Origin of the sequence: Enterococcus sp. AZ089 (genome assembly GCF_050547225.1) — a bacterium.
In the GTDB taxonomy this organism is placed as follows: Bacteria; Bacillota; Bacilli; order Lactobacillales; family Enterococcaceae; genus Enterococcus_D; species Enterococcus_D entomosocium.
In genome coordinates this window covers 2,656,326-2,673,883 of record NZ_CP172954.1, presented here as the reverse complement: position 1 = coordinate 2,673,883, position 17,558 = coordinate 2,656,326, and the positions used below count along the sequence as shown (strand labels likewise).

Genomic DNA, 17,558 nt, shown 5'->3' with positions numbered 1-17,558 from the left:
GGAAACTATGGAAAAAATCAAAGCATTGAATTTAAAAGGACATTTGTTGACAGCCATCTCCTATTTGATTCCGATCGTCTGCGGTGCCGGATTCTTGATTGCCATTGGCATGGCTTTCGGCGGCACCAGTCAGGGACAACTGGTGCCAGGTGAATTTACGATTTGGGATGCTTTAGCTACGATGGGAGGCGCAGGACTCGGGTTGCTTCCGGTGGTCATTGCGACAGGAATTTCTTATGCGATTGCCGAAAAACCGGGGATCGCGCCAGGGTTTATTATTGGTTTGACAGCCAATGCCATTGGTGCAGGTTTTATTGGAGGAATCTTGGGCGGCTACTTAGCTGGATATCTAGTAATTGCTATTTTACGATTTATTAAAGTACCAAATTGGGCGAAAGGCTTGATGCCGACATTGATCATTCCCTTTTTGACCTCTTTGATCGGTGGTCTGATCATGGTCTATATTATCGGTACACCGATCACTGCCTTTACGAACTTACTAACGAACGCATTAAATAGCTTAGGCTCCTCTTCATTATTGGTTTTTGGTGCGGTCATCGGCTTGTTGAGTGGCGTTGATTATGGCGGACCAATCAATAAAACGGTCTTTGCTTTTGTTCTGACGATGCAAGCAGAAGGGATCAATGGACCGATCACTGCGTTGCAATTAGTCAATACTGCAACACCAATCGGTTTTGGTTTAGCATTCTTTATTGCAAAATTGTTCGGCAAAAACATCTATACGCCTGTAGAAGTGGAAACGTTAAAATCTGCCGTACCAATGGGTGTGATCAATATCGTTGAAGGGGTGATCCCAATCGTTATGAACGATATCGTCCGAGGGCTGATCGCAACAGCTATCGGTGGCGCTGCTGGAGGTGCTGTTTCAATGGTCTTAGGGGCAGATGCAACGGTACCGTTTGGTGGTGTGCTGATGCTGCCGACTATGACTCGTCCATGGGCTGGGGCAGTAGCTTTGTTGGTAAATATAGTAGTGACTGGGATCACCTTGGCTTTGATCAAGAAAAATGTCACTGAAGAACAAGTAGCCGCGCAAGCAGAAGTGGAAGAAGAAGAAATCGATTTAGATGATATTCAAATTTTCTAAGAAAAGCGATTCAATTGAAAGAAGAATCGTTCCTCTCAGTACAAGACTGATCGAGGAGAAAGGATAAGTCTATGAACAAAGTTGAATTTTCACCGTCACTGATGACGATGGATCTAGATAAATTTAAAGAGCAAATCACTTTTTTGAATGACCAAGTGGACTCCTATCATATTGATATTATGGATGGTCATTACGTACCCAATATTTCCCTATCCCCATGGTTTATTCAAGAGGTCCGCAAAATCAGTACGTTGCCTTTGTCCGCTCATTTGATGGTCACTGAACCTGCCTTTTGGGTGCAGCAGCTGATCGATATCAACTGTGAATGGATTTGCATGCACGCTGAAGTTTTGGATGGGTTAGCATTTCGTCTGATCGATCAAATCCATGATGCCGGATTAAAAGCCGGGATCGTCTTAAATCCTGAAACGCCAGTATCGGTCATTTTGCCTTATATCGATCGTTTGGATAAAGTCACGATCATGACGGTTGATCCAGGGTTTGCTGGCCAACGCTTTATTGAAGGGGCGTTAGATAAAATTGTTGAACTGCGGGAATTACGGGAAGAATACGACTATCACTATGTCATTGAAATGGATGGTTCCTCCAATCGGAAATCCTTCAAACGGATCGATGAAGCCAATCCAGACATCTATATTGTCGGACGCAGTGGATTGTTTGGTTTAGATGATGACATTGCCAAAGCATGGTCGATCATGGTCGCAGATTATCAAGAAATGACTGGAAAAGTTTTGAGTAGCTAAGCAAAGCCGAAAGCAAAATAACCGGACGACTCAAGTTGCGGACTGTTAAAAAGAGGAGCATTAGATGACTCCTAGCCTGTAAACTTTGGGTGTCTGGTTCTTTTCTATTGTGAAAAGGCAGTGAATAGAAACATGCTGGCTGAAGAAAGTGAAGGAGGCAATTTAATTGAAAAAATTATTTGATAAAATCGATCAATTAGGAGTGAACACCCTTCGTACATTAAGTATCGAAGCCGTACAAAAAGCCAATTCAGGACATCCAGGATTACCGATGGGGGCAGCACCCATGGCCTATGCCTTGTGGACGAAACACTTGAAAGTCAATCCAACGACTTCTCGCAACTGGGTGGATCGTGACCGCTTTGTTTTGTCTGCTGGACATGGTTCGGCTCTATTGTACAGCTTGTTGCACGTGTCTGGTTACGATGTGACCATTGAGGATCTAAAAAACTTCCGTCAATGGGATAGCCGCACGCCAGGACATCCAGAAGTCGATCACACAGACGGCGTGGAAGCAACCACTGGACCTTTAGGACAAGGGATCGCCATGGCAGTCGGTATGGCGATGGCCGAAGCCCACTTGGCTGCAACCTACAATCGCGACAAGTATCAAGTCATCGATCACTATACCTATGCCTTATGTGGCGATGGGGATTTGATGGAAGGTGTTTCGCAAGAAGCTGCATCCATGGCGGGTCACATGAAATTAGATAAACTGATCGTCTTGTACGATTCAAACGACATTTCCCTAGATGGTCCGACCTCAAAAGCCTTTACAGAAAATGTCGGTGCGCGTTTTGAGGCGTATGGCTGGCAACACATTCTCGTTGAAGACGGCAATGATTTAGAAGCGATCTCAAAAGCGATCTCAAAAGCGATCGACGAAGCAAAAGCTGAAAGCGACAAACCAACCTTGATCGAAATCAAGACTGTGATCGGATACGGTGCGCCAAATCAAGGCACCTCTGCCGTTCATGGTGCGCCGATCGGTGCCGAAGGCATTTCAGCAGCTAAAGCGATTTATGGTTGGGAATACCCAGAATTTACCGTACCTGAAGAAGTTGCCGTGCGCTTCAAAGAAACCATGATCGATGAAGGGAAAAAAGCTGAAGCAGCTTGGAACGAAACTTTCCATGCCTATGAAGCAGCCTACCCAGAACTTGCGGCGCAATTCAAACAAGCCTTTGCGGGTGAATTGCCAGCAGATTGGGATGCAGCATTACCAAGCTACGAAGTTGGCAGCTCACAAGCTAGCCGGGTATCCAGCAAAGAGATGATCCAAGCGTTGTCCAAAGCCGTCCCTAGTCTATGGGGCGGATCGGCTGACCTTTCTGGCTCCAACAACACGATGGTGGCAGCAGAAAAAGACTTTGAACCTGGCCAATACGAAGGCCGCAACATTTGGTTTGGTGTCCGAGAATTTGCGATGGCGGCAGCCATGAACGGCATCCAATTGCATGGCGGTACCCGAATCTATGGCGGGACCTTCTTCGTCTTCGTTGATTACTTGCGTCCAGCGGTGCGCTTGTCTGCGATCCAGCATGCACCTGTGATCTATGTCTTGACACATGACTCCGTGGCGGTTGGGGAAGATGGACCGACCCACGAGCCAATCGAGCAATTAGCTAGCGTCCGTTGCATGCCAAATGTCCAAGTGATTCGTCCAGCAGACGGCAATGAAACCCGTGCTGCTTGGAAACTGGCTATGACAACAACGGATAAACCAACGGTCTTAGTCTTAAGCCGACAAAACCTACCAGTGATCGAAGGCACGCAAACTGGTGCGGATGAAAATGTCGCAAAAGGTGGCTATGTGATTTCAAAACAAGCCGGTGAAACACCAGCGGGGATTTTGATCGCCACAGGTTCTGAAGTGAATCTTGCGGTCCATGCACAAGCTAAATTGGCAGAAGAAGGCATCGATGTATCGGTGGTCTCCTTACCAAGCTTTGATCTGTTTGAAGCACAAAGCTCAGAATACAAAGAAAGCGTCTTGCCAAAAGCAGTGAAGAAACGCGTAGCGATCGAAGCGGCTTCCCCATTTGGTTGGGAACGTTACACCGGTTGCCATGGAAAAGTGATCGCGATCGATCACTTCGGTGCATCCGCACCTGGCGACAAAGTATTAACAGAATTCGGCTTTAGTGTTGAAAATGTTGTGAATACCTTCAACTCACTATAATCAAAAAACAGGCGATCTTTAGAGGGAACATTCCTTTGAAGATCGCCTGTTTTTGTTTACTAAAGAAGCATGGCCAAATCTGCGCTTAATTTTTCTCTATTGTTAAAAGGAGCCATGAAATCATCTCTCGATAGCACTCATCAGCGATCGCATTTGGTGTCCGATCAAAGTCATGCTGATCTAAATCGAGCCAAAGTGTTTTGGCACGGGGGACTTGTGCTGCGAAAGCTTCGGAGGCGCTGAAGGGAACGTCTGGATCTTTTTTGCAATGAACGACAAAGCAAGGAGGAAAGTCTTTGTAAGCGGCAGCAGGAATCGCCAAGGCTGCCAGCTGTTCCCGATTGCCTAAATAACGCTGCCAGTTGCCATATTGACGGGCGGAAAGGTACAAAGGGAATCGTTTTTCTAACGTGCCGTGGGTGATTGGTTGGCTTTCGATCATAGCTTCGGCGTCGAGTGGCGGGACTTTCGGAAATTGCGTGTAAAAGCGTGCCGGCTGCAAAAATTCTTTATAAAACAACTCTTGGTATCCGTAAAATCGGATCAAGCCTTTTTGCTCCGGATGCTTTGTGCGTGCGGTCAGTAAGGTCGCTAAAAAACCGCCGGCGGAGCGACCGAATAGAATGTACTCATTTGCACCAACGCCGCTGAAGTGCCAGCCCTCTGTCAAAAACCATTCCACTGCCTTTTTTGTATGAAGGTAAATGTCGTTCAGCGCTACTTCGGGAGCCAGTGGATAATCAAAGAGATAAAGGCTAACACCGGCAGCCAGCAATTGGTGGACATAATCCTGCGGAAGGTCTTCTCGCTGACCATAGAGGAAGCCACCACCATGAAAATACAAAAGGCTGATCCGAGGCTGCGCTGCTTTTAGGATCGTCACTTCTAACGGCAAAGTGCCGTAGGTGTCAAATTGGATTTTTTCTGTTTGCGCAAAGGCATTTTTAGGATAAACCATTGTTTTCTTCCTTTCTCTTCTTCGATAGTATAAGGAAGAGTATAGGAGAAGGAAGCGGTTTAGAAAACAGCGTTATGACTAAAAATAGAAACGGTTTTGTCGAAAGTGAACAATGATGTCCTTCAGTAACACGCTTACAATAACCGTATAAATCAAAGGAGGCAGAACAATGGAGTTGAAAAAAGAAGTAGCGGCAATGATCGATGCATTATCTCAGATTGGGAGTGATCCAACTGGAGGAATGACTAGACTGCTTTATACCGATTCATGGAAAGAAGCGCAATCATTTGTAGAAAAACAATTAAAAAAAACTGGCTTAACGACGTCCTATGATGCAGTCGGCAATCTCTTCGGCAGAATGGAAGGCAGCCAGTATCCAGAAGAAACGATTCTTTCAGGGTCACATATCGATACCGTCGTCAACGGTGGCACATTGGATGGACAATACGGGGTCGTTGCTGCTGCTTTAGCGATCAAGTATTTAAAAGAGACCTATGGACAACCTTTACGCTCCTTGGAAGTCATCTCAATGGCAGAAGAAGAAGGCAGTCGTTTTCCAACCGTTTTTTGGGGAAGCAAAAACTTTGTCGGAGAAGCCAAAAAAGCCGATGTTGAAGCGATCGCAGATTTTGAAGGCAACAGCTTCGTGGCAGAGATGCAACGCCAGGGCTTTGACTTTCGCGACCCACAAGAACCGGTTCGATCAGACATCAAAGCCTTTGTGGAAATCCATATCGAACAAGGCAGTGTTTTAGAAAAAGAAAACTTGCAGATCGGTGTCGTCAATAGTATCGCTGGTCAAAAGCGCTACACCTTTGTCTTAAAAGGACAAGCCAATCATGCAGGCACCACACCGATGGGCTATCGTCAAGATGCTGTGTATGGTTTTGCTAAAATGTGTGCCGCAGTGATTGACCGTGGCTTAGAGCTTGGGGATCCATTAGTAGTGACATTCGGTAAAGTTGAGCCAAAACCGAATACGGTCAACGTGGTTCCTGGTGAAGTGTTGTTTACGATGGATTGTCGCCATACCGATGGGCAACTATTGGATGCCTTTACTGCTGAAGCAGAACAGATCATTCAAGCGATCGCCCAAGAGCATGACCTGACAGTGGAGATGGATCTATGGATGGATGAACGCCCTGTGCCGATGGACGATACGATCGTTGCCACGGTGGAACAAGCGGTGAAGCAAACCGGCAAACGCTACAAAGTGATGCATAGTGGGGCGGGTCATGATTCCCAAATCATTGCACCACATTTTCCAACAGCGATGCTGTTTGTACCAAGTATTGATGGGATTAGCCACAACCCAGCCGAAGCAACAACTATCGAAGATTTAACAGCTGGGGTAGAAGTTTTAGCAGCTTCCCTTTACGAGCTAGCATACAAAGAATAGAAAGCAGGGACACACATGGGATACAAAAATAATAATACGGGCTATTTAGATGGATTGCTGCAATCACGTGCAGTCATTAGAAAAAATAATTTTGCGATCTTGCCGCATGACGGGTTAGTGAATAATGTCATTCCAGGATTCGAAAACTGTGAATGTTCGATACTCGGCACACCAAAATTAGGGGCGTCTTTTGTCGATTACATCATTTCATTCAAAAAAGATGGCGCCAACCAATTGGGCTTCGGCGGTCCAGAGATCGAGAGTTTCTTGTATGTCATCTCGGGCAAACTGGAAGTAAGTGATGGCAAAGAAACCCATACATTGACGGACGGAGGCTATATCTATCTGCCTGCTGGAGAAAAACTGTATATGAAAAATCTCCAAGAAGAAGCGACAGAAGTATTCTTGTATAAGAAGCGTTACCAACCGCTAGAAAATCACCAAGCCTACAAAGTAGTGGGGAATCTTTCAGAGTTGACACCGATCCAATACGAAGGGATGGCAGACGTCCTACTTTGGGATTTCCTGCCCAAAGAGCTGGGCTTTGACATGAATATCCATATCCTTTCCTTTGAACCAGGGGCAAGTCATGGCTACATTGAGACCCACTACCAAGAACATGGAGCGTACTTACTGTCAGGTAAAGGGATGTATAACTTAGATAATGAGTGGTTCCCAGTGGAAAAAGGCGACTACATTTTCATGAGTGCCTATGTACAGCAAGCGGCCTATGGTGTTGGTCGTGACGAACCATTGACCTATATTTATTCCAAAGATTGCAACCGCGATCCGGAAATTTAAAGGAGTTTAGAAAATGGAAGAGACGGTTATTGTACAGTCACAAGAGTTACAGCAATTGATCCAAAAAAAATTAGCGGCTGCTGGTTTGTCTGAAGCGCACGCAGCCATCGTTGCAGAGCATTTGGTCTTTGCCGATGCCAGCGGGATCCACTCTCATGGGGCTGTACGGGTAGACTATTACGCAGAGCGGATCGCTAAAGGTGGAATGAATCGCACTCCACAGATCACGTTTGAAGAGACTGGGCCTAGCAGCGGGATCGTTCACGGTCAAAATGGCGCAGGGCAGGTCGTTGTATTAGAAGCGACAAAGCATGCCATTGAGATGGCCAAACGTTCTGGGATCGCGGCGGTTGGTGTACGGAAAACGAGTCATAGTGGGGCGCTATCCTATTATGTCAAAAAAGCTGCAGAAGCTGACTTGATTGCATTATCTATGTGCCAATCAGATTCAATGGTGGTTCCTTTTGGCGGCAAAGAAAATTATTTTGGTACCAATCCAATCGCATTTGCCGCACCAAGAAAACAGGGGGCACCGGTGGTCTTTGACATGGCAACGACGGTCCAAGCGTGGGGCAAAATATTAGACGCTCGCTCCAAAAATAAAGAGATTCCTGCGACATGGGCCGTGGATGCTCATGGCAAGCCAACGACGAATCCACATCATGTCCACGGCTTACTGCCGATCTCAGGGCCAAAAGGCTTTGGGTTGATGATGATGGTGGATATCTTATCAGGAATGCTCCTTGGGCTGCCTTTTGGCAAGCATGTTTCCTCTATGTACAACGATCTGACGAAAGGTCGCGACTTAGGGCAATTTATTTTGCTGATCGATCCGCAACGCTTTACAGATTTAGACACATTTAAAGAGTCGGTGGAGACGATGGTTGCCGAACTGCATGACATACCGGCTGCTGAACAGTTCCAGCAAGTCTATTATCCAGGCGAGATCAATCAACTAACCTATGAAAAATATATGGCAGAAGGCATTCCCATCGAGAAGAACATTTATCGCTATCTCATTAGCGACACGGTTCATTTTGACCAGTATTCTGGGTCAGATGCCTTTGCACAGACAGGAACAGGAGAGTGAGGAGACCCATGTTACACACTATTATTCAAAAAAACAATTACCAAGATTCCATTGTTTTAATGCTTTTGACCAATCGTCTACTGACGATCGAAGGGATCAACAACGCTTCGGTCATGATGGGCACACCTGCCAATAAGGACATTTTCAAGACGGGTAGTCTTTATACCGAGGAGATGAGCAATGCGACATCCAACGATATGGTGCTCGTTTTAGACATCGAAGAGGAAGAAATCATTGAAACAGTCCTGTCAGAAATCGATGCCTTCTTATCGGACCAAAGCAATAGCGCAGGAGAGGAAACCCAAAGCGTCAAAACTTGGGAAAAAGCCTTAGATCTTGGAAAAGATGCGAAGGTCGCTGTCTTATCGATTCCCGGTACTATGGCAGCACCAGAAATTGAAACCGCATTAGCAGCGGGCAAACATGTATTTTGTTTCAGTGATAACGTTTCATTGGAAGAGGAAGTTCGGCTAAAGAAACTGGCGCATGAAAAAGGACTTCTTTTAATGGGACCAGATTGTGGCACAGGGATTCTCAATGGGATACCAGTAGCCTTCACCAATGCCGTCCGTAAAGGGAAAATCGGTGTTGTCGGCGCTTCGGGTACTGGTATCCAAGAAGTCACCACTATTATTCATAAATTGGGTGCCGGTGTGACACAAGCCATCGGAACCGGTGGACGAGATCTCAAAGAAGCCGTCGGTGGGATCACCATGAAAGATAGCATTCTTGCCTTGGAACACGATCCTGATACGGAGGTGATCGTGGTGATCTCCAAACCACCTGCACCACGTGTCCGAGATGAAGTGTTGGCACTTTTAAGAAGAGGAACAAAACCTGCAGTCACGATTTTTCTTGGGGAAGAGCCAACGGACCACGAAGAAAATCTTTACCGAGCCTACACGCTGGAAGAAGCGGCTCAATTAGCCGTGCAGCTGCTACGTCAAGAACAGATTGGACTAGAGCCAGTGAAAGAGGAAACAGCAGCTGCCACTTTTGGACCTGAACAACAAAAAATCAAAGCTTACTATTCTGGCGGAACATTGGCGTACGAAGCAGCGATGCTTGTTAAAGCAGGATTAAATCTGGAACAAGAAGATACCCATCAGGAAGGGTACATCTTAAAAGCAGCTGGCCATGAGATCATCGATTTAGGTGATGACATTTATACTCAAGGCAAGCCCCATCCGATGATCGACCCAACAAAGCGGATCGAACTGTTGAAACAAGCGGGGGAAGATCCTGAAACGGCAGTGATTTTGTTAGATATCGTTTTAGGGTACGGCTCTCATCAAGATATGGCGAGTGAATTGGCACCGACCATCAAATCATTGAAGGAAGAAGCACAAGCAGCTGGTCGGGAGTTAGCGGTGATCGCTACGATCGTTGGAACTGATTTAGACCCCCAAGATAGCAACGAGCAAGCAGAGATTTTAACCGCAGCTGGCGTGATTTTGTGTCAAAGCAATGCCCAAGCAGTCAAAAAAGCTTTAGCAATGCTCGGCCATCCCTTTTCCCCAATTAGTCGTAAGCTGTTGCCAAAAGCAGTGACAACTGCCGATGGGTTGCCAGAGCCATCTGAAAAGAGCCGCGAATTGTTGTCGAATGACGCGTTCATCAATGTAGGATTACGTAGCTTTGCAGAAGCGATCCAGACGCATCACGGTCAAGTCGTTCAATATGACTGGCAGCCAATTGCTGGTGGGAACGTAACGTTACAAAAAGCCTTACGTTTCTTAGCACAAGTGTCACTATCAGAGTAGGAGGAAGTTATCGTGTACGAAACTATTGAAGAAGCAAACCAAGCCGTTATTGCCAAGATCGTTGCCGGTTCGCCTTTTTTGTTGGATGTCGTTCCAGCAGTCAGTGTCATTCCAGAATTAGGTGAAGGAAAAGTCCTATTGCACGCAGGACCACCGATCCGCTACGACCAGATGATCGATCCGATTCAAGGCGCTTGTGTTGGAGCGGGACTTTTTGAAGGCTGGGGCGAAACGGAAGAAGAGGTACGTCATTTATTAGCATCTGGGGAAGTTCAACTGATTCCTTGTCACCACGTGCAAGCGGTTGGCCCAATGGGGGGCATCACCTCTGCCAATATGCCGGTTCTCGTGGTGGAAAACAAAACAGACGGCAACCGAGCGTACTGTACGATGAACGAAGGGATTGGGGCAGTTTTACGTTTTGGCGCCTATTCTCAAGAAGTCATTGATCGCTTGCATTGGATGAAAAATACGTTAGCACCAGTTTTAAGTGCTGCACTACAAACAAAACCCGATGGCTTGAACATCAATGTCTTAGTCGCAAAAGCAATCGCCATGGGGGATGAGTTCCATCAACGGAATATCGCTGCTTCGTTGGCGTTCTTAAAAGAAGTAGCACCAGCGATCGTTACCCTTGAAGGATTTGAAAAAGAAAAACCAGAAGTCATTCAGTTTCTAGCAGACACGGATCAGTTTTTCTTGAATATCATGATGGCTTCTTCAAAAGCGGTGCTTGATGGCGCCCGGACGATTGAAGAAGGAACGGTTGTGACAGCAATGTGTCGCAACGGGCATGAATTCGGTATCCGTATTTCTGGTATGGGGGACGAGTGGTTTACCGGTCCTGTCAATACACCAAAAGGGTTGTATTTCTCAGGATTCAGTGAAGAAGATGCCTCTCCAGATATGGGCGACAGTGCCATTACGGAAACCTTTGGTGTTGGGGGAATGGCGATGATTGCTGCCCCAGCTGTGACACGCTTCGTTGGTTCCGGCGGATTTCACGATGCGTTGAAAACCAGCAATGAGATGTTAGAGATCTCCATTGATACCAATCCGAATTTTCCCGTTCCTACATGGGACTTCAAAGGGATCTGTTTAGGGATCGATGCTCGGAAAGTCGTGGAAACAGGGATCTTACCGGTGATCAATACAGGGATCGCCAACAAACAAGCTGGACGGGGACAAATTGGGGCCGGGACAGTGACACCACCAATGGATTGCTTTGAAAAAGCTGTCTTGGCTTATGCAAAAAAATTAGGATTTGAAGAATAACTCAGGGTCTGAAAACGTGAAAAGGAGCAACCTAGCGATGATACAGGCAAAATGGATCGACCAAGCTTTATTTGAACCCGCATTTATCAATGGCACCTGGCTCGTTCACAGTGTGTTTCAGCATAGTTTCAATCTGCAAGATCCTCGTCAGGATCAGCTGATCTGTGTCTCCAAACAAGCGGCTCGCGTGCCCAAAGGGATGATTTTAGCTGCCGACGATTATGCAGCGTTGGCGACCGACTTGCTTGCTGGTACCACTCTTTTGGTTCAGCAACGAGTGATCCATTTTCCGCATCATCGTCTGTCTTTTCAAAAGGCAGCCATGTTTACAACCACCTTCCCAGCTGGCACAGTCCCATTTGATCGAGAACTGTTTTGGTCAACCCTCCAACATGTCACGGAAAAGACGGGGATTCAAGAAGCTGTTTCACAAACCATCAGCAGCAATCATCCGTTTTACGACGCAATCGATCAGCTATGCACGCCTTCATTTAAAGAACAACGGCAAGCAGTCGCTTATTTAGTCGGACGGGGTGTCGGATTGACCCCCACAGGCGATGATATGCTAGTTGGTCATTTGCTGGCTCGCCGAGTGATGGGGCAAGAAGATACCCGCTTGGTGGCTTATCTACAAAGAAGGCTGTTGACAGTCAATGATTTGACGACTGACGTCAGTAAACATTATCTTCTGCATGCACTGACAGGCGCATTCAATCAATCGGCGTTATCCTTGACTAGGTGTACCGATTCAGCAGCTTTTTCCCAAGTAATCAAAGAGATACTAGCGATCGGTCATACCTCGGGGGCTGACTTTTTGGCAGGGTTTGCTCGCAGTATCAATCAATTTCAAAACAATAGAAATGAGGAATTCATATGGCAAAACGAGTGGTCATCGCTCTAGGGGGCAATGCAATTTTAAAACCGAATCAACCAGCGACCGTAGAGACACAGCTTGCAAATATCCAGTTAAGTGCAGAACAGATCGCTAAAATCGAGAAACTTGACCATCAAATCGTCGTGACGCACGGCAATGGGCCGCAAGTCGGCAATATTTTACGACAAAATGAAGAAGCCAAAGAAGTCGTGCCGCCGTTTCCATTGGATGTCTGCAATGCAGAGTCACAAGGCTTTATCGGTTATTTGATGGAGCAAAGCATCAAAAATAAAATCGAGCAAGAAGCACTGACCAGCAATGTCGTGACCTTATTGACTCAAGTGGAAGTGGCAGCGGATGATCCCGCGTTTGAAAAGCCTACGAAGCCGATCGGCTTGTTCTACTCAGAAGAAGAAGCAAAAACGATGGCTGAGGAAAAACATTGGGTGATGGAAGAAGATGCTGGACGTGGGTACCGTCGCGTCGTGCCATCCCCACAACCTGTGACGATCCACGGCGTGGAATCAATGGTTCATTTATTGAATCAAAATACCATCGTGATCGCTGGTGGCGGCGGTGGGATTCCAGTCGTAAAACAAGCGGAAGGCTTGAAAGGGATCGAAGCAGTCATCGATAAAGACCGAACTGGGAAAAAACTGGCAGAACAAGTGGATGCCGATGTATTTATGATGCTGACCGACGTCAGCAACGTTTATATCAATTACGGAACACCGGAGCAAGAAAAATTAACGGGGTTATCCGTAAGTGAAGCGCAAGCATATTTTGATGCGGGGCATTTTGCAGAAGGCAGTATGGGGCCGAAAATGGAAGCGGCGATTGCGTTTGCCAAGCAAGGAAAGACGGCAATCATCTGCTCATTGGAAGAAGCAGACTTAGCATTGTTAGGTGAAGCAGGCACAAGGATCGCTGGGTAAAACCAACGATCCAACTGCTTGATTCGCCTATTAGTCGCCTTCTTCGGACAGCTCAAGGGCTAAGCGCAGATCCAGGCTAATGCTAGGATCATGCACGTTTTTTCCTAGTAGCTTTTGGCACTGTTCGATGCGGTATTTGATCGTATTGCGATGAACGAACAAGGCTTTGGCGGTGCGGGTGATCTCACATTGATAATCCAAGTAAGCCCGTAAGGTTTTGCGCAATTCGATGGTGGCATCTTCTTGCGGAAACGCCAATTCTTTGAGGATCGTGCGGCAGAAATAATGGATATCTTCAGGGCTCATTTTTTCAAATAGACTCCGCATTCCCCGTTGATGGTAGAAAGAGACGATGGGAGAATCATGTTGGCCTCTTCGTTCTTCATAAGCAGTCTTTGCTTCAATGTAGGAGCTGGCTAAATCATTGATGCTTTCACAGACACTCCCTACACCAAAGGCCATTCGAAAAGGCAACCGATTGGTCAAAGCATTGGCGGTCTCAATCAAATGGTCTTCTAAGGCATCACACTTATGCTGCACGAAAATCGCAAAGTGATTGCTGCCCTTTAAGCGAAAGAGACAAACATCTTTGATGCGATAAGGCAGTTGTTCACTAAACCACTGATAGACCAAGTCACTTTCTTCTTTTAGGTATTTGTCTTTGTCTTTGGTTTCTTTGGTTGGTTCACAGGCACCATAGATGACACGATAATGGCGGGCTTTGACCAACCCGTAAGTCTTTCCGAGATCTAACCAATCTTTTTGTTCCTGTTTGGAAGATTGCTGGTATTCGATCATCCGTGTTAAAAAGTCACTTTTTAAATCTTCAAAAGATTCTTGCACTTTTTGGTTTTTGTAGAGCATAAACGACAAGACCAATGCTGCTTGTTCCAGCGCAAAATCCGAGACAGGATAAGGAATCGCCTCAGGATTCAAAATGACTAAATAATGGGGGAAATAAGTGGAGGTTTCAATGGCATAATAAGAAATTTGTGACGTTTTTTCATGGAGATCTTTGATAGGGATCGCCCCGCTTTTTTCACCAGTAAAAACCCCTTTCGTTTGTCCTAATTGATGGATGTAGTACTCCGCGGGTTTTGACATGCGGGTGAAATGCTTGGAATGGGCAATCACTTGTTTGAAAGGATTCAACAAAATGATCGGTGTATTGACCATTTGGCCAAAATCAGCGATAAAGCGAGCGATGCTGACATCCTTCATCAAGGAAGCAGAGAACCGTTTTTGGATATCTAAGGCATAACTCAGCTGCTCGGTTTTGGTGTTCCATAGTAAATTCAAAAGCTGGTGCATCAAACGGCCCAGCGGCATCGTGGCAGGTACTTCTACGATGGGGAAACCTAAACTATCGGCGTAGGCGATGACTTCAGGATCGATGACATCCAAAAAACGACCGATCTTGATGCCTAATCCAGCGGCATTTTTGGCTACGAGGGAATCGATCAGTTCAAGCAGTGCTCCTTGATTATCTTTATAAACCATCGCCGTGCTTAAGATAAAGGTATGCTCAGGAATATAGTGGGCGATATCGGGGGTCTCAGTGATTTCGATACTGTCGACGGGAATTTCCGCGGTAATGGGATCTGTCAACAAACGCAAATTGGAAAAGCGTGGTGTAGCAAGCAATTCAGCAACTAACTTCATAGAGAAACTCCTTTTAGAATTGAACAAAACAAACAAAAACATGTCCTTTTTTAGCTTTATTGTACAACAAACTTGGAAACGTTGACAAGGCGTTGGGCAGTGAAATCAAAAAGAGAAATGAGGGGAAAAGATGTATAAAGAGTTAACGATCGCACAACGTACGATCATGACACCTGGGCCTGTAGAAGCCCATCCAGCTGTTCTTCAAGCAATGACCAATCGTATTTTGGGACAGTTTGATCCGAATTTTTTGGCGATCATGGATGAGGTCAAAGAAATGATCAAACAACCGTTTGGAACCAAAAACAAAGAGGCATTTGCCATTGATGGGACTTCCCGAGCTGGTTTAGAAGCGGCGCTGATCGCTTTGATCGAACCAGGGGACAAAGTCTTGATCCCCGCCTATGGGCGCTTTGCTTTCTTACTTGGAGAAATCTGTGAACGTGCCCAAGCGCAAGTCAAATATGTAGAAAAAGAATGGACGGCTCCTTTTGCACCCGCAGAGGTCATCAAAGAAATCGACGCATTTCAACCCAAGATCGTGGCGATGGTCCACGGGGAAACTGCCAATGGGCAAATGCAGCCGTTAGCAGAAATCGGGCAGTATTGTCGCGCAAAAGATATTTTCTTTGTCGTTGACATGGTGGCGACTTATGGTGGCGTGGCCCTGTCAGTCGATGATTGGTGTGTCGATTTGGCAATTGCCGGTACACAGAAGTGTTTAAGTGTGCCGTCTGGTCTTTCATTAGTGACCTACAACGATCGAGTCGAAGCCGTCCTTAATGCCCGTTACCAAAAAGAATTAGGCTTGAGCAAAACGGATCGAAACAAGCGGCACATTATGAGTAATTACTTGGATTTGAGTCAATTGCAACGCTACTGGAACAAAGAGCGAATCAACCATCACACAGAAGCGACGAGTATGATCTATGCGCTTCATGAAGGATTACGGATGTTGCTAAACGAAGGCCTCGATGCAGCCTATCAACGTCATTTGACGAATGAAGGGGCGTTGGTCGCTGGACTGGAGGCAATGGGGCTTTCGATTTATGGCGAAAAAGCAACCAAAATGCCGACAGTTACCCCCATCTTTATTCCAGAAGGTGTTGATGGCGAAGCTGTCCGAGAAGAGATGCTTCACTCCTTTGGTGTAGAGATCGCTAGTTCATTTGGTGATCTAGAAGGAAAAATCTGGCGGATTGGAAATATGGGCTACAGCAGCCGCAAAGAAAATATTTTACATGTCCTAGCCGCGTTAGAAGGGGCACTATTGTACCAGCAAGCACCAATTTCTGCCGGCAAAGCACTCATCGCTGCGTTAAATTACTACCAAAAAACGACTTAAATTTTTAGCACAAATGCACAACGACTGAAAGCGCTTTGTGAAAAATGACAAATGCAATCGTCGGCAAAAAAACGTACACTAAGACTATCTTAAAGCGCTTTCGTTGACGTGCTTCACAAACTTTACTTGTGTAACTGATGGAGGGAAAAAAATGGAAATCAATAAAGAACGTGGTGGGCTTGCCTACTGGAAACAAATTATTATCTTAATGTGTTCAGGCTGGGTCACTATCTGGATTTATCGCGCTGCGTTATCACCGGTCTATCCGCAAATCAATGAGTCACTTGGCGGCAATATTTCTGATACAGCATTAGGATCGATTGCCAGCTTTTACTTTTTCGGCTATGTGATCATGCAGATCCCTGCCGGCTTTTTAGTGGATAAGATTGGGAAGAAAACAGTTCTGCTTCCGGGATTTGTGGTATTTGCACTGGCAGCTTTACTGATTTCACAAGCCTCTTCAATCTCCATGATCTATACCGGTAGCTTTTTAGCAGGGATCGGCTGTGGATCATTTTATGGTTCCGCGTATTCTTTGACCTCACAGAACATTCCGAAAGAAAAGAAGAGCTTCTCAACAGCGATCGTCAATAGTGGTTCTGCCGTTGGTTCAGGGTTTGGGATGATCTTATCAAGCTTTATCGTTATTCAGATGAACATGCCTTGGCAAACAATGATGTATTTATCCGCTTTCTTGATCGTTTGTATGACGATCGCTTTCGCATTGGTGATCCGCAGCAACAAAGAAGACGTAGCTTTCTTGGAGAGTCAAGCAGCAGCTGAAGAAGAAACAACGGATCAGCCGAAAGAAAAAGTTTCCCTTTCGACCTTGTTCTCCCTGCGGATGCTCTTTACGTATGTGTTATATTTTGCGACGTGTTATGCCTACTATATGACGGTTACTTGGTTACCAAACTTCTTAGGAACAGAACGAGGCTTCCAAGGAGTCGCAATCGGCTTCTCTTCTTCATTGGTGGCATTTGCTTCGATTCCTGGGGCCTTGTTCTTTAGCCGCTTGGCAGACAAATACATGCATAAAAAAGTTACCTTTATCGTTATTTTAGAAGTATTAGCGGCGTTGATGTTATTAGTAACGGTGCAAGCAACAAATTCGACCTTCTTAATGATCGCGTTGATCTTGTACGGGTTCCTTGGAAAACTAGCGGTTGAACCAATCATCATTTCTTGGCTAGGGGAAAATGCACCAAAAGTTGGGGTCGGTACGACATTAGGGGTCTTCAACTTTTTCGGCATGATGTCTTCCGTTATCGCACCAACATTGACTGGATCGATCTCGGATGCAACAGGGTCAAAAGTAATGGGCTTTTATATAGCAATTATTTTGTTGATCGGTGGTACATTCTTATTCTTGACTGTAAACTCTAAGAAAACAGCAAAGTAG

At 45.9% G+C, this 17,558-nt stretch carries 14 protein-coding genes; 12 read left to right on the top strand and 2 right to left on the bottom strand.

Going from position 1 to position 17,558, the window contains the following annotated elements:
* Positions 1 to 7 precede the first annotated feature (7 nt).
* The 3 genes from IGJ01_RS12330 (at position 8) to tkt (ending at position 4,054) form a co-directional block, all read left to right on the top strand.
* The gene (locus IGJ01_RS12330) at positions 8 to 1,108 is read left to right on the top strand and encodes a PTS fructose transporter subunit IIC (RefSeq protein WP_005234436.1); all 1,101 of its coding nucleotides are present in this window, start codon (positions 8 to 10) and stop codon (positions 1,106 to 1,108) included.
* 71 nt (positions 1,109 to 1,179) lie between these two features.
* Positions 1,180 to 1,872, top strand: a complete 693-nt coding sequence (gene alsE, locus IGJ01_RS12325) for a D-allulose 6-phosphate 3-epimerase (RefSeq protein WP_008380955.1) — start codon at positions 1,180 to 1,182, stop codon at positions 1,870 to 1,872.
* A gap of 166 nt (positions 1,873 to 2,038) precedes the next feature.
* Positions 2,039 to 4,054 (top strand): transketolase, encoded by a 2,016-nt coding sequence (tkt, locus tag IGJ01_RS12320; RefSeq protein WP_430601127.1) that lies wholly within the window; start codon positions 2,039 to 2,041, stop codon positions 4,052 to 4,054.
* Between the two features lie 85 nt (positions 4,055 to 4,139).
* On the opposite strand, the gene IGJ01_RS12315 is transcribed toward tkt, so the two are convergent.
* Positions 4,140 to 5,012, bottom strand: a complete 873-nt coding sequence (locus IGJ01_RS12315) for an alpha/beta hydrolase (RefSeq protein ID WP_142437531.1) — start codon at positions 5,010 to 5,012, stop codon at positions 4,140 to 4,142.
* A gap of 169 nt (positions 5,013 to 5,181) precedes the next feature.
* On the opposite strand from IGJ01_RS12315, the gene allC reads away from it, so the two are divergent.
* Genes allC through arcC form a run of 7 tightly spaced genes read left to right on the top strand, consistent with a single transcriptional unit; the run spans position 5,182 to position 13,149 of the window.
* Positions 5,182 to 6,411, top strand: coding sequence for an allantoate deiminase (gene allC / locus IGJ01_RS12310; RefSeq protein ID WP_430601126.1), 1,230 nt, complete (start codon positions 5,182 to 5,184; stop codon positions 6,409 to 6,411).
* A 15-nt stretch (positions 6,412 to 6,426) separates the two neighbouring features.
* Positions 6,427 to 7,212, top strand: coding sequence for a (S)-ureidoglycine aminohydrolase (gene allE / locus IGJ01_RS12305; RefSeq protein WP_005225360.1), 786 nt, complete (start codon positions 6,427 to 6,429; stop codon positions 7,210 to 7,212).
* Between the two features lie 13 nt (positions 7,213 to 7,225).
* A complete protein-coding gene (gene allD / locus IGJ01_RS12300) occupies positions 7,226 to 8,302 on the top strand; it encodes an ureidoglycolate dehydrogenase (RefSeq protein WP_005234452.1) in 1,077 nt (358 codons plus the stop codon).
* An 8-nt stretch (positions 8,303 to 8,310) separates the two neighbouring features.
* A complete protein-coding gene (gene fdrA, locus IGJ01_RS12295; RefSeq protein ID WP_430601125.1) occupies positions 8,311 to 10,065 on the top strand; it encodes an acyl-CoA synthetase FdrA in 1,755 nt (584 codons plus the stop codon).
* Between the two features lie 12 nt (positions 10,066 to 10,077).
* Entirely contained in the window at positions 10,078 to 11,340 is a 1,263-nt protein-coding gene (locus IGJ01_RS12290) for a DUF1116 domain-containing protein (RefSeq protein WP_005234461.1), read from the top strand.
* Between the two features lie 37 nt (positions 11,341 to 11,377).
* Positions 11,378 to 12,241, top strand: a complete 864-nt coding sequence (locus IGJ01_RS12285; protein WP_430601124.1) for a DUF2877 domain-containing protein — start codon at positions 11,378 to 11,380, stop codon at positions 12,239 to 12,241.
* Entirely contained in the window at positions 12,214 to 13,149 is a 936-nt protein-coding gene (gene arcC / locus IGJ01_RS12280; RefSeq protein ID WP_430601123.1) for a carbamate kinase, read from the top strand. The genes IGJ01_RS12285 and arcC overlap by 28 nt, the downstream gene beginning before the upstream one ends.
* Before the next feature lie 30 nt (positions 13,150 to 13,179).
* Here the strand turns inward: arcC and IGJ01_RS12275 are convergent, their stop codons facing one another.
* Positions 13,180 to 14,811, bottom strand: coding sequence for a PucR family transcriptional regulator (locus IGJ01_RS12275; protein ID WP_016613699.1), 1,632 nt, complete (start codon positions 14,809 to 14,811; stop codon positions 13,180 to 13,182).
* Between the two features lie 130 nt (positions 14,812 to 14,941).
* On the opposite strand from IGJ01_RS12275, the gene IGJ01_RS12270 reads away from it, so the two are divergent.
* On the top strand, positions 14,942 to 16,156 hold the full coding sequence (locus IGJ01_RS12270; RefSeq protein ID WP_008379221.1) for a pyridoxal-phosphate-dependent aminotransferase family protein: 1,215 nt from the start codon (positions 14,942 to 14,944) through the stop codon (positions 16,154 to 16,156).
* Between the two features lie 151 nt (positions 16,157 to 16,307).
* Positions 16,308 to 17,558, top strand: coding sequence for an MFS transporter (locus IGJ01_RS12265; protein WP_005225368.1), 1,251 nt, complete (start codon positions 16,308 to 16,310; stop codon positions 17,556 to 17,558).

Coding starts and splice junctions, on each gene's coding strand:
- IGJ01_RS12330 (WP_005234436.1), top strand. CDS start 8: ATGGAAAAAATCAAAGCATTGAATTTAAAAGGACATTTGTTGACAGCC.
- alsE (WP_008380955.1), top strand. CDS start 1,180: ATGAACAAAGTTGAATTTTCACCGTCACTGATGACGATGGATCTAGAT.
- IGJ01_RS12315 (WP_142437531.1), bottom strand. CDS start 5,012: ATGGTTTATCCTAAAAATGCCTTTGCGCAAACAGAAAAAATCCAATTT.
- allC (WP_430601126.1), top strand. CDS start 5,182: ATGGAGTTGAAAAAAGAAGTAGCGGCAATGATCGATGCATTATCTCAG.
- allE (WP_005225360.1), top strand. CDS start 6,427: ATGGGATACAAAAATAATAATACGGGCTATTTAGATGGATTGCTGCAA.
- allD (WP_005234452.1), top strand. CDS start 7,226: ATGGAAGAGACGGTTATTGTACAGTCACAAGAGTTACAGCAATTGATC.
- fdrA (WP_430601125.1), top strand. CDS start 8,311: ATGTTACACACTATTATTCAAAAAAACAATTACCAAGATTCCATTGTT.
- IGJ01_RS12285 (WP_430601124.1), top strand. CDS start 11,378: ATGATACAGGCAAAATGGATCGACCAAGCTTTATTTGAACCCGCATTT.
- arcC (WP_430601123.1), top strand. CDS start 12,214: ATGGCAAAACGAGTGGTCATCGCTCTAGGGGGCAATGCAATTTTAAAA.
- IGJ01_RS12275 (WP_016613699.1), bottom strand. CDS start 14,811: ATGAAGTTAGTTGCTGAATTGCTTGCTACACCACGCTTTTCCAATTTG.
- IGJ01_RS12270 (WP_008379221.1), top strand. CDS start 14,942: ATGTATAAAGAGTTAACGATCGCACAACGTACGATCATGACACCTGGG.
- IGJ01_RS12265 (WP_005225368.1), top strand. CDS start 16,308: ATGGAAATCAATAAAGAACGTGGTGGGCTTGCCTACTGGAAACAAATT.